Below are 11,934 nucleotides of genomic sequence, written 5' to 3'. Positions count from 1 at the left end.
GCTCAACGCCGCGCTGATCGTACTGTCAGCGCTGTTTGTCATTAAACTCGGCTGGCTGAGCGCCTGATCCCTTTGGCCGCCGCGTTCTTCCGGCGGCCTGTTTCTCCCTTCTGAGGCCGCTATTGTGGCGCTTATGTCAGTCTGATAAGCCGCGCGCGGCAACGTTCCGCTGCCCATTTTTTGACGTTCTCTCTTGCCGGAAAAAGCCCAGTATTCATTGACGCAGGTTAGTAAAAATAACCATTAATAATGGCAGGCTTACTTAAACAGCGGTTTCATGCTATATTTGCTGCATAAAGCGTTATTTAATCAATTAATGAGGCACTGAAACAGGTCATTTTTACTTACTGACACAGTGAAAAAATATGCTGACAGGTAGTAAGAGATTTTCCCCTAACGTCTCCGTATTCATCCTGGCTGCCCCGGCCTTCCTTTGCGAAACCCACTGGTGCAGCGAGCTGTAGCTTTCTTCATTTCTCTTTAGCCACCGCCCGCCTGCGCGGCTGAATGCCTGACGTATCGCCCCTGCGGAGTGACTGGCTAACTATCCAACATTCTGGATTTTTTATTCATTTCCCATTGTCGGACGGCTTTCTGTCGGCTTCAGGGGAGTGTTTGGTTGTTTTTTATCGTTTTGAGGTCAAGAGAATGAAGTATTGGTTATTTTTACTTTTTTCTATCGTTGCGGAAGTGACGGGTACGCTGTCGATGAAGTTTGCCAGCCTGTACGGCGGACAGGCCGGTCATCTGGTGATGTATGTCATGGTGACGCTCTCTTATATTGCGCTGTCGATGGCGATCAAGCGCATCGCGCTGGGGGTAGCCTATGCGCTGTGGGAAGGGATCGGCGTGCTGCTGATTACGCTGTGCAGCGTCGCCTGGTTTGCGGAGCCGCTGCCGCTGTTGAAAGCGTGCGGTTTGCTGGTGCTGATTGCGGGCATCGTGCTGCTGAACGGCGGCACGGAGAAAACGCGTGCGCGTAAAGCGGAAAAAGGAGGCCACCATGCAAACGCTTAATTACGGTCATATCGCGTTTTTAATGCTGGCGGTGGTGCTGGAGATCGCCGCCAATATTTTCCTGAAATATTCGGACGGCTTCCGTAAACGGCTGCCGGGCCTGCTGTCGCTGCTGCTGGTAATGGGCGCGTTCACCGCGTTGGGCCAGGCGGTTAAAGGGATCGATCTGGCGGTCGCCTATGCGCTGTGGGGCGGCTTCGGCGTGCTCGCTACGCTGGCGGCGGGCTGGATTCTGTTTGGTCAGCGTTTGCGTCCACGCGGCTGGATTGGTCTGTCGCTGCTGCTGATCGGCATGATGATGATCAAGCTGGCCTGACGCGCCGGACGCTCCCTGACGTGACAGCACGACAGAGAGCGCCCTCATCCCGGCGCGCTCAGCGTCGTACATAAAAAAGCGCCCGTGGGCGCTTTTTTTGTGGATGCTTATGCCTGGCGAAAAGTAAGAAACGCTTAGCGAAACGGCGGCTCGTTAAAGGTGCGCAGCTTACGCGAGTGCAGCTTGTCGCCTTCGGCGCGCAGCAGCTCTACAGCCCGAATGCCGATCTGCAAATGTTCGGAGATCGCCCCTTCATAAAAGCGGTTCGCCTGACCCGGCAGCTTAATTTCGCCATGCAGCGGCTTATCGGAAACGCACAGCATGGTGCCGTAGGGCACGCGGAAGCGATAGCCCTGAGCGGCGATAGTGGCGCTTTCCATATCGACGGCGACCGCGCGGCTGAGGTTAAAACGCAGCGCGGATGCGGAGTAGCGCAGCTCCCAGTTGCGGTCGTCGGTGGTCACCACCGTACCGGTGCGCAGCCGCATTTTGACCTCCTCGCCCGGCATGCCGCTGATCTCCTTGGTGGCGTCATACAGCGCGCGCTGCACCTCGGCGATGCTGGGGATCGGGATATCGGGCGGCAGCACCGCGTCCAGCACATGATCGTCGCGCAGATAGGCGTGCGCCAGCACGTAGTCGCCGATCTGCTGGCTTTCGCGCAGGCCGCCGCAGTGACCAATCATCAGCCAGGCGTGCGGACGCAGCACCGCCAGATGATCGCAGATGGTTTTGGCGTTGGAGGGGCCGACGCCGATATTCACCAGCGTAATGCCGCGTCTGTCGGGCGCGGTCAGGTGCCAGGCGGGCATCTGATGCTTTTTCCACGCCAGATCGGAGAGCGCCGCTTCCGCATTTTCGGTATCTTTGGTGATAAAGGCGCCGCCAGCGCAGGAGAGTGCGGTATAAGGGCTGTTTTCATCGGCGATCTGCTCGCAGGCCCAGCGCACAAACTCATCGACGTAGCGCGTGTAGTTGGTAAACAGTACGAAGGGCTGAAAATGCTCCGGCGGCGTGCCGGTGTAGTGGCGCAGGCGCGCCAGCGAAAAGTCGGTGCGCAGCGCGTCGAAATGGCTGAGCGGGAAAATGCTGGTGGTATTGAAGATACCGTCCGCCGTTTCATCGCCGATATTTGCCAGATCGGTCGTAGGAAAATGCTTCGACAGCGCGCTGCTCATGGTGCGATCCAGTTCGAGATCGGAACCGTCAATCACGTAAGGGAAGGGGATCTCCTGACGCGAAGGGCACACTTCGATCGTCACCTCATAGTCGCGCTCGATTACCGACAGCTGTTCGCGCAGATAGTGGCGCAGCAGTTCCGGGCGGGTAATGGTGGTGGCGTAGCTACCGGCATGGCTGAATCGACCCCAGGCGCGGCTGCGGTTTTTATGCGGCGAAGCGCCGTCCCAGCTGATGCGCAGCTCCGGGTAAACAAACAGGCCGTCGGCGCGCGCCTGCGCGTCGGGTAGCGAGCCTTCTTCAATAAAGGTTTTAATCGCATTGCGCAGGGCGTTTACGGCCTGGTAGTAAAGTGCATCCAGTCGCTCCAGCGCCTGCGCGGTGGTTAATCCATTAGCGGAATGGGCAGTGGCCATTGTGCCTCCTCAGGTTTTCAGCTCTGCGTTGCACTATAGCTTAGAACCATTCCGCTGATACCGATTAGTCGGCTAACATTTTTTCCAGCGTAATCGGCAGATCGCGAATGCGTTTGCCGGTGGCATGAAATACCGCGTTGGCGATCGCCGCCGCCACGCCGACTATTCCCAGTTCGCCCACCGCCTTGCCGCCCAGCGCGCTTGCCTGATAGTCCGGCTCGCCGACGTTGATCACCGCCATATCCGGGATATCGGCGTTAACCGCCACCAGATAGTCCGCCAGGCTGGCATTGAGAATGCGGCCGTTGCCATCGTCGATCTCGCCTTCTTCCAGCAGCGCCTGGCCGATGCCCATCACCATCGCGCCGATCCACTGGCTTTCCGCCAGTTTCGGATTATAGAGACGGCCGCTGTCGAAGGCGCCGACAATACGCCGCACACGCACCGTGCCGAAATCTTCATCCACCGCTACCTCGACAAAAATGGCGCTCCAGCTGTGCGCGGAGTAGCCGCCTGCGGTTGGTGGAATCATCTTCGACGAGGTGCGGTCGGCCGCCTCGCGATCCTGCTGCGTGGCGTCGGGCGGAAAAGTGTCGGCATGCGTCTCCAGCGCGTCGCGTCCGGCGCAGCGCAGCAGATCGGCGAAGCTCAGGCTGCTGCCGGGCTGACTGAACAGCCGCAGCTGGCCCTGCTCAAGAATGACATCTTCGCGGCGTGCGCCGAACAGCGGCGATTCGGCGCTGCCGACTGCCAGCGTAATCAGCTCCTCGCGCAGCTTCAGCGCGGTTTTATACACTGCCGCGGTCAGCAGGTTCGCCAGCTGCGAGCCGCCTGCTACCGGCGCGCGCGGCAGATCGGTATCGCCGAGGCTGACGCTGATGCGATCGGAGGCGACGCTCAACACCTCGGCGGCGGTCTGCGCCAGAATGGTGTAGGTGCCGGTGCCGATGTCGGCACCGCTGCTGCGCACCTCCAGCGTGCCGTCCTGATTCAGCCGGATGGCCGCCTCGCCGGGGGTACGCCGCACCGGGTAGCTGCCGGAGGCCATGCCCCAGCCGATGCGCTGACGGCCTTCACGCAACGTGCCTGGTTCCTGCGGGCGCTGCGCCCAGCCGAAGGCCTGCGCCCCGGCCTGATACGCCTCGCGCAGCCGCCGCGAACTCCAGGGGATCTTCGCCTGCGGATCTTCATCCGCATAGTTGCGCAGCCGCAGCTCAAGCGGGTCAAGCTTCAGCGCGTACGCCAGCTCGTCCATCGCCACCTCAATCGCCCAGCTGCTGGGGTTTTCGCCCGGCGCGCGCATCCAGCCGGGATTAACGGTGTTGACCGGCACCAGCTGATGGCGGGAGATAAAATTAGGCACCGCATACATAATGGCGGTGACCGAGTTGCAGGGTTCCAGATGGGTATCGTCGCGCGCGGTTTCATTCCAGCTTTCATGGACGATCGCCTGAAGTTTGCCCTCGCTGTCGGCAGCCAGCTGCAATGCCTGGCGCGTGCGCGGTCGCCCGCCGAAGCCGGTAAAGGTCTGCCCGCGCGTCAGCACCAGCTTCACCGGACGGCCCAGCGCGCGCGAGGCGGCGCACGCCAGCGCGGAGTGGGGCTGGATGCCGCCCTTCGAGCCGAAACCGCCGCCGGTGAAGGGCGACAGCACGCGCACTTTCTCAATATCGATGCCCATCCACTGCGCCACCACGCTGCGCGCGCCGCCGACCCACTGGCTCGGCTCCCAAAGCGTGATTTCACCGTCGCGCCAGTCGGCGATGCAGCCGTGCAGCTCAATCGGCAGATTATATTCACGCGGCGTGGTGTAGACGCCGCTGACCGTCACGCTCGCCTCACGCAGCGCCTGCTGCGCGTCGCCCCACTCAATATCCAAATCCCCGACCGGTTTCGGTTGAGCGAGAGGGTCGTCAGGATGAATAATGGCGGGCCGCACCTCATAGTCGATATGGATGGTGGCCGCCGCCGCTTTCGCCTGTTCCAGCGTTTCCGCCACCACCAGCGCCACATGCTGCCCGTTCCAGCGCACGCCCGGCCCCTGTAGCGGCACGAAAGATTGCGCCGCCGCGCCGCCGCTGGCGAAGGTGGCCGCCGGATGAATCGTCAGCCCGCTTTCGTGGGTGTAAACTGCCAGCACGCCGGGCATCTGACGCGCGGCGTCACAATCGATATGGGTAATTTCTCCTTCAGGAATCGTGGATTGCACCACTATGGCGTGGCAAAGATTCTCCACCGGATGATCTACGGCGTAGCGCGCCAGCCCCTGAACTTTTAGCCGGCCGTCGGCGCGATCGCGGCGCGCGCCCAGCCCTTCAATCATCGCTTCGCCGTTGGCGATGTTGCGCTGCGTCAGAATGTCGCTCATGCCTGGCCTCCCGCCGCCAGCAGCGCCCGCACGATCACGCGCGGCGCCAGGGTGATTTTATAGCCGTTATCCGCCAGCGCGCAGGCGTCCTGCATCGCCAGCGGCGCCAGATCGCGCAGCTGCTGCTCATTAAAGGGTTTGCCGCGCAGCGCCTGCTCCAGCGCGCGGGCGCGCCAGGGTTTGGTCGCCACGCCGCCCAGCGCGATGCGCACATCGCGCAGCGTGACGCCATCCTCTTCCAGCGCCAGCCCGACGGCGGCGCTGGCGGTAGCGAATTCATAGCTGCTGCGATCGCGCACTTTCAGATAGTGCGAGCGACGCAGCGCGGGCGTGACCGGCAGCTCGACGGCGGTAATGATCTCGCCCGCATGCAGATCCTGCTCCAGATCGGGTCGGTCGCCCGGCAGCAGCAGAAAGTCTTCCACCGCCACGCGGCGTTCGCTGCCGTCCGGCGCCCGCAGCAGCAGGGTGGCGTCGAAGGCGGTCAGCGCTACCGCCAGGTCGCCGGGATAGACCGCCACGCACCGATCGCTGTTGCCCAGCACCGCATGGTTCGCGTTATGACCGCTCAGGGCGGCGCAGCCCGAACCGGGCTGACGTTTATTGCAGGCGTGATAGCCGTGCGCGTCACGGAAATAGCTGCAACGCGTGCGCTGCATGATGTTGCCGCCGATGGTCGCCATATTGCGCAGCTGCGCGGAGGCGGCGCTGGTGAGGCTTTGCGTCAGCGCCGGCGCCGCCTTTTGCAGCGCGGCGTGCTGCGCCACCTGGCTCATTTTGCTCAGGCTGCCGATGCGGATAAGGCTGTCGCTGACCGCGATCTCTGCAAGGCCGGTCAGCCGGGTGATATCGATGAGCGCGTCGGGCTGTTCCACGTCGCACTTCATCAGGTCGATAAGCGTGGTGCCGCCCGCCAGCAGGCGATGGCCCGGCGCGCTGGCGGCCACGGTCGCCTCGCTGATATCGGCGGCGCGCTGATAGTCAAATTCTCTCATGCCGTCTGCTCCTCTTTCAGCTGCTGCGCCGCTTCGCGTACCGCGGCGACGATAAAGGGATAGGCGCCGCAGCGGCAGATATTGCCGCTCATGTATTCGCGGATCTCATCGTCGCTGTTGGCATGGCCTTCGTTGATGCAGGCGACGGCGGACATAATCTGGCCCGGCGTGCAGTAGCCGCACTGGAAAGCGTCGTGGCGTAAAAAGGCCGCCTGCACCGCATGCAGAGTCGCGTCCGGCCCGGAAAGCCCTTCGATAGTGGTGATCTCGCGATCTTCCGCCTGTGCCGCCAGCGTCAGGCAGCTCAGTACGCGTTCGCCGTCAATATGCACCGTACAGGCGCCGCATTGCCCGTGATCGCAGCCTTTTTTCGCGCCGGTGAGGTGGGCGTGTTCGCGCAGGGCGTCAAGGAGGGTGACTCGCGTATCCAGCGCGAGAGGATGATCTTTGCCGTTGATGCGCAGCCGCATCACTCGTTGCTGAGCCATATCGAACTCCGGTTACAGGATGGAGGATGACGGCGGCCGTCGCGCTTCAGCGCCGGGCAACGCTGTCCACATTGCGTTCAAAAGAGAGCGAAAAGGGCCGCTGTAGCGACCTTATTATGTAAAGGGATAAGTGTAGACGCTCTGTGGGCGAACAGGGGAAGCGGCAGGCGCGAGCCGCCGCGCAGGGGCGGCAAAAGATGGCGCAGCCGTCCGCAAGGGTAGGGACGGCGCGCGAATTAATGAATCATATGGCTGTGCCCAGGTGCGCCGGTTTGCAGCAGCACCAGCAGCTGCGACAGCGGATTGCTGAGCACAAACTGATGGCAGCCGGTGCTGGCCATCAGTTGCGACATCGCCACCGCCAGGTTAGCCAGCGCGGTTTCCGGCGGCATATTTTGCTGTTGCAGCAGGCTTAACAGCTCCTGGACGGAGTCCTGATTCGCGGCCGCAACGATTTTCTGCGGCTGCTGAGATAAGGTTTCATCGCACGGTTTCATACGCGAGGCTCCTGACAAACGAATTCCAGATAATCCTGAACGCTATATATTGGCCAATCAAGGAATTTCAAGCATAAAAAATCAGCAGTCATTCGTAAATTTAAGCGCTGCGTGCCTCCTTGCGGGAATCGCTATGCGATTGCGGCGCAATATCGTCTATTCTGACCTGACGCAATGTATCAAACCGATCGAAGGAGAAACAAAATGAGTGAAGTTATCGCTATTGTCGCCACCGTGATCCCGAAAGCAGGCGAGGCGGATGTGGTTGAGCAGGCGCTGCGCACCGTAGAGCGCGAAGTACAGGGCGAGCCGGGCTGCCAGCAGTATCAGCTGCATCAGGATCTGGAAAATCCGCAACACTTTGTTTTGCTGGAGCGCTGGGAATCAGAAGCGCATATTCAGCAGCACAGTGAAGCGGCGCCGTTCCTGCGTCTGATGGAAACCATTAAAGATCGCGCCGAACTACAGGTAACAAAACTGAAAGTGCTGGCCTGATGCCATAAACGCGCCAGTGATAAAAAGCCCGCTCACGGTTGCCTGAGCGGGCTTTTTTGTCTGCGGCTTTTGCCCGGCAGAAGCGGTCAGTTACCCAGTCTGCTATGACCGATCTGTTCGCGCATCCGGCGACAAATGACCAGTAATACCCCGGCGCTACACAGCGGAAACAGCGCCAGTAGCAGCCAGGGATAGCTGGCCTGCGCAGACGGCACCAGCGCAAGATCCAGCAGGCTGCCAAAGAGAAAGTTGCCGATCAGCACCGCGCAACCGCCGGCACTGGCAAGGGCGCCATAGTGCGCGCCGAGTGTGGCTTCTTCAGCAAAATGCGGAATAAGGTCTTTCGCCGCAGGCACCAGCAGCATTTGCCCTACGGTGAGTAAGGTGACAAAGCAAGCCGCAGGCAGCAGGCGAAGCCCGCTGGTTGAGGGAGCATCGGCGGCGAAAAACGCCACGCTCAGAAAAGAGGCGGATACCAACGCAAAGCCCGTGGGCAGACTCCAGACCGGCCCGACGACGCGAGCCAAACGGGCCAGCGGCAGTTGAAAGGTAATGATTAATAACGAGGCCAGCATAAACAGCGGCCCCAGATCTTTTTCGCTTCCGCCGACGCGTTGTATTTCCACCGGCAAAGCCAGATAAAGCTGGTTGTAACTTAATAACCAGGCGCTGTACGCAACAATAAACGCGACAAACCGCGGCTGGCGCAATGCGGTCCACCAGGGAATCGGCCGCATGGAAGCGGGTTTTTTCTGTGTGGGCGGCAGTGAAAAAGAGAGCACGATCAGCGCCAGTAAAAAAACAGCGGCGCCGGCGAACGCAACCAGACGAAAGCCCAGCCCGGCAAATAGCGCCCCCAATACCGGGCCTAATACCGCGCCCAGTTCGCCGCATACGGCAAAAAGAGCGAACCATTCGGCGCGGCTGCGTTTACCGCTAGCCTCGCTTTGCTGGCCCGCTTTAGCGAGCAACGCTTCAATAGAGGGGGAAAACAACGCTCCGCCAACGCCGGTCAGGCAGGCGCCAAGTACAATTGGCCAAAGGGAGTGCCCCAACGCCAGCAGCAGAAATCCCGCTATGCGGATAAAACAGCCCCAAAGTATAACGATACGCGCGCCAAAGCGATCCGATAGCGCCCCGCCGACGATAAACATCCCCTGCTGTGAAAAAGTGCGCAACCCAAGCACCAGTCCGATGACGCCGCCGGATAACAGCATATCGTCGCGCAGGAACAGAGCTAAAAAGGGCACAACCGCATAAAAACCAATATTGAAAACAAACTGGCTGCCTAATAAAACAGGCGGCCAGATTTGCGTCATCGGTCGCAGGGAAGGCAAAAACATGAAATGACCTGCTGTTACGAAATAAAGTGGATATGTTTTTTGCCATGGTAAGGGGAAACCTCAATACGCGTTTCCACCTGAAACACCTGCCACAGCAGTGACTCGGTAAGCACCTGTTCCGGCGTTCCTCTGGCGATAACGTTGCCATTCTGCATGACGATCAGCGCATCGCAAAACATTGCAGCATGGTTGAGATCGTGAATAGCGACGATACTGGTTACCGCCAGCTCGCTGATAAGCTTCATTAACTGGATTTGGTGATGGATATCCAAATGATTGGTCGGTTCATCTAACAATATCTCGCCGGGCGTTTGCGCCAGGGCTCTGGCGATATGCACCCTTTGACGCTCACCGCCCGACAGGCTTTGCCATCCCCGATTGCTGCATTTCAGCATATCCACTCTTTCCAGCGCTTCATCGACAATCTTATCGTCCTCCCGGCTCCAGCTGGAAAAGGGAGAGTGATGCGGGATGCGGCCCAATTTCACCACCTCCCGCACCCGCATATTCGCCTCGGTTGCTGCGTGCTGCTCAACGTAGGCGATACGGCGGGCCAGCTGTTTTTTGGCAATATGGCGCATCGCCTTGCCATCCAGCGTAACCGTACCCGCGTGCGGGCGACGAATGCCAGCAAGCAGGCGCAACAGTGAAGACTTTCCAGAGCCATTAGGGCCGAGTAGCCCGACGGTTGTGCCTGGGGAAACCGTGAGCGAGACATTGTCGACGATAACTTTGTTACCGACCTTCCAGGAGACGTTTTCAGCGCCGATACTCATGACTTGCTCCCTGAACGGTAAATAATGATGGCAAAAAACGGCACGCCGACCAGGGCGGTAACCACGCCAACCGGCAGGCTTTGCGGGGCGATTAGCAGGCGCGAAGCGATATCCGCTAATACCATCAGAATCGCGCCGGCCAGCGCGCTGGCGAGCAGCAAGGTGCGATGCAGCGGGCCGAAAAAGAAGCGCATAACATGCGGGACAACCAATCCCACAAAGCCAATCGATCCGGCCATGCTGACAATGGTGGCGGTAATCAGCGCGGTGGTGGTAAACAGGCTTAGCCGTACCCAGGCGACAGGGATGCCAAGCGAAAGCGCGGCATCGTCGCCAAAGGTAAAGGCATCAAGCGCCCGTGAGTAGTAAAGGCAGATAGCCAGGCCGACCAGCACCACCACCAGCACCAGCTGAAATTCAGGCCATCTTACGCCGCTAAAGCTGCCAAGCAGCCAGAACATGACGTCGCGCGCCTGCTGAGCGCTGGCGGAAGTACTGATGGTATAGGCGGTAATGGCATTAAAAAGCTGTGACGCGGCGACGCCAGCGAGGATAGTGCGCTCATTACCACCACGCGCGCCGTTGGTCAGAAACGCAACAAAGGCGAAGGCGGCGAAGGCGCCGGCAAAGGCGCCCGCTGAAAGCGTGACGGCGCCAGAGCCGATACCCAACACCACCACCGAGACCGCGCCGGTTGACGCGCCCGCGGAGACGCCCAGCACATAGGGTTCGGCAAGGGCGTTTTTCAGCAGGCTTTGCAATACCGCGCCGCAAATAGCCAGCCCGGCGCCGCAGCAGGCGGCCACCAGCGCCCGGCTTAAGCGAAAATCCCAAATGACGCTTTCATGGATACGATTCAGCGGAACATGGGTTAAGCCTGTTTTATTACCCAGCGCGCCTACTACGCTGCTGAGCGGAATAGAGAGCTCGCCAACGCTCACCCCAAGCGCAATAACCAGCGCTAACAGCACCAATGAAAGCACGCCAGACAGCGTCAGAAACAGGCCGCGTCGCGCCTGTTGAACAACAGTGGCCATTAATTCAATTCCATTTTTCTAAGCTGTTCGCCGATCTGTTCAGCGCCATACAGGGTGCGGATAGTCGGGTTCATCGCCTGGCCATCCATAACCACAATGTGACCTTTTTTCACCGCATCAAGCTGACTGACGGTAGGATCGCTGTTAAGAAATTTGATTTTTTCTTGCGCATTGTCGAGCGCCCAGCGATTACGATCGAGACTGGAAACCACAATCACATCGGGATTGGCGGCAATAATGCTTTCCCAGCCAACGGTTGGCCATTCCGCCTCGGAGGTTATCGCGTTATGGCCGCCTAACACATTAGCGATAAAGCCTGACGCGCTGTTTTTTCCGCCGACGTAAGCGTCAGCAGAGGGCGAGGAACTGGAAAACCAGAAAACAAAAGCGCGATTCTTATGGTTGGCAAACTCCTGACGTAAATTTATCTCACGTTGTTTAAAATCGGCAATTAACGCCTGACCACGCGCTTCCACATTAAAAATTTTCGCGAAATCTTCTATCTCTTTATAGAGATAAGTCATATCCCACAGTTTCTGGCGGCTGCCATACATATCCCCGACAGCTTTTTTCGTGGCGCACATGCCCGGCGACATATAACTGTTTACGCCTAAAGTGGCGAGGTCTTCACGTTTAACGACTTTACTTTCTGGTCCCATGAGCAGGGGCAGCTGCGCGGCGACAAAATCAGGATTTTGCGCCAGAACCGATTCAAGGGTAGGGATTTCAACGGTTAATGTTTTTATTTTACTGTTTTTTTCCGCCAGCTGAGGCAACACTTTCGACGGCCAAAAGGCGGTGGCCACCATTTTATCCTGTAGCCCCAGCAGCATTAAAATTTCTGCGGTGTTTTGGCCTAATGCGACCACGCGTTCGGGCGCGGCGGCAAAGGTTTGTTGATAGCCGCAATTTTCAATGGTCAGCGGGTAAGTGGTGGCAAACGCAGAACTGACTGAGGCAAACATTAACCCTGCTGCGCAGATGGCTCTCTTCATTTAACGCTACCC

Annotated in this window: 12 protein-coding genes; 3 read left to right on the top strand and 9 right to left on the bottom strand. The window is 59.2% G+C overall.

The window, feature by feature from the left end; genetic code table 11:
* The first annotated feature begins 648 nt into the window (after positions 1-648).
* Both mdtJ and mdtI read left to right on the top strand, forming a co-directional pair.
* Entirely contained in the window at positions 649-1,017 is a 369-nt protein-coding gene (gene mdtJ, locus MYY08_RS08270) for a multidrug/spermidine efflux SMR transporter subunit MdtJ (protein WP_038629953.1), read from the top strand.
* Entirely contained in the window at positions 1,004-1,333 is a 330-nt protein-coding gene (gene mdtI / locus MYY08_RS08265; RefSeq protein WP_084971525.1) for a multidrug/spermidine efflux SMR transporter subunit MdtI, read from the top strand. Before mdtJ ends, mdtI begins: the two co-directional genes overlap by 14 nt.
* A gap of 134 nt (positions 1,334-1,467) precedes the next feature.
* Here the strand turns inward: mdtI and MYY08_RS08260 are convergent, their stop codons facing one another.
* The 5 genes from MYY08_RS08260 to MYY08_RS08240 form a co-directional block, all read right to left on the bottom strand.
* Positions 1,468-2,928: an AMP nucleosidase gene (locus tag MYY08_RS08260; protein ID WP_038625340.1), complete on the bottom strand. Its 1,461-nt coding sequence runs from the start codon at positions 2,926-2,928 to the stop codon at positions 1,468-1,470.
* Positions 2,929-2,992: 64 nt separating this feature from the next.
* Positions 2,993-5,296, bottom strand: coding sequence for a xanthine dehydrogenase family protein molybdopterin-binding subunit (locus MYY08_RS08255; protein WP_052133881.1), 2,304 nt, complete (start codon positions 5,294-5,296; stop codon positions 2,993-2,995).
* Positions 5,293-6,291, bottom strand: coding sequence for an FAD binding domain-containing protein (locus MYY08_RS08250; RefSeq protein ID WP_288013899.1), 999 nt, complete (start codon positions 6,289-6,291; stop codon positions 5,293-5,295). The genes MYY08_RS08255 and MYY08_RS08250 overlap by 4 nt, the downstream gene beginning before the upstream one ends.
* Positions 6,288-6,779 (bottom strand): (2Fe-2S)-binding protein, encoded by a 492-nt coding sequence (locus MYY08_RS08245; protein ID WP_038625342.1) that lies wholly within the window; start codon positions 6,777-6,779, stop codon positions 6,288-6,290. The genes MYY08_RS08250 and MYY08_RS08245 overlap by 4 nt, the downstream gene beginning before the upstream one ends.
* A 236-nt stretch (positions 6,780-7,015) precedes the next feature.
* Positions 7,016-7,276, bottom strand: a complete 261-nt coding sequence (locus MYY08_RS08240) for a hypothetical protein (protein WP_038625343.1) — start codon at positions 7,274-7,276, stop codon at positions 7,016-7,018.
* Between the two features lie 204 nt (positions 7,277-7,480).
* Here MYY08_RS08240 and MYY08_RS08235 point away from each other — a divergent pair, with 204 nt between their 5' ends.
* A complete protein-coding gene (locus MYY08_RS08235) occupies positions 7,481-7,771 on the top strand; it encodes a putative quinol monooxygenase (protein WP_038625344.1) in 291 nt (96 codons plus the stop codon).
* An 86-nt stretch (positions 7,772-7,857) separates the two neighbouring features.
* On the opposite strand, the gene MYY08_RS08230 is transcribed toward MYY08_RS08235, so the two are convergent.
* Genes MYY08_RS08230 through eitA form a run of 4 tightly spaced genes read right to left on the bottom strand, consistent with a single transcriptional unit; the run spans position 7,858 to position 11,922 of the window.
* Positions 7,858-9,114 (bottom strand): MDR family MFS transporter, encoded by a 1,257-nt coding sequence (locus tag MYY08_RS08230; protein ID WP_038625345.1) that lies wholly within the window; start codon positions 9,112-9,114, stop codon positions 7,858-7,860.
* A gap of 14 nt (positions 9,115-9,128) precedes the next feature.
* Entirely contained in the window at positions 9,129-9,890 is a 762-nt protein-coding gene (locus tag MYY08_RS08225; protein ID WP_288013898.1) for an ABC transporter ATP-binding protein, read from the bottom strand.
* Entirely contained in the window at positions 9,887-10,927 is a 1,041-nt protein-coding gene (locus MYY08_RS08220; protein WP_038625347.1) for a FecCD family ABC transporter permease, read from the bottom strand. Before MYY08_RS08220 ends, MYY08_RS08225 begins: the two co-directional genes overlap by 4 nt.
* A complete protein-coding gene (gene eitA, locus MYY08_RS08215) occupies positions 10,927-11,922 on the bottom strand; it encodes a siderophore ABC transporter substrate-binding protein EitA (RefSeq protein WP_104951525.1) in 996 nt (331 codons plus the stop codon). Before eitA ends, MYY08_RS08220 begins: the two co-directional genes overlap by 1 nt.
* Between the last annotated feature and the right edge of the window lie 12 nt (positions 11,923-11,934).

The organism is Mixta sp., assembly GCF_024610815.1.
GTDB lineage: Bacteria > Pseudomonadota > Gammaproteobacteria > Enterobacterales > Enterobacteriaceae > Mixta > Mixta calida.
The sequence above is the reverse complement of the archived record's forward strand: the minus strand, read 5'-3'. Positions and strand labels throughout refer to the sequence as shown.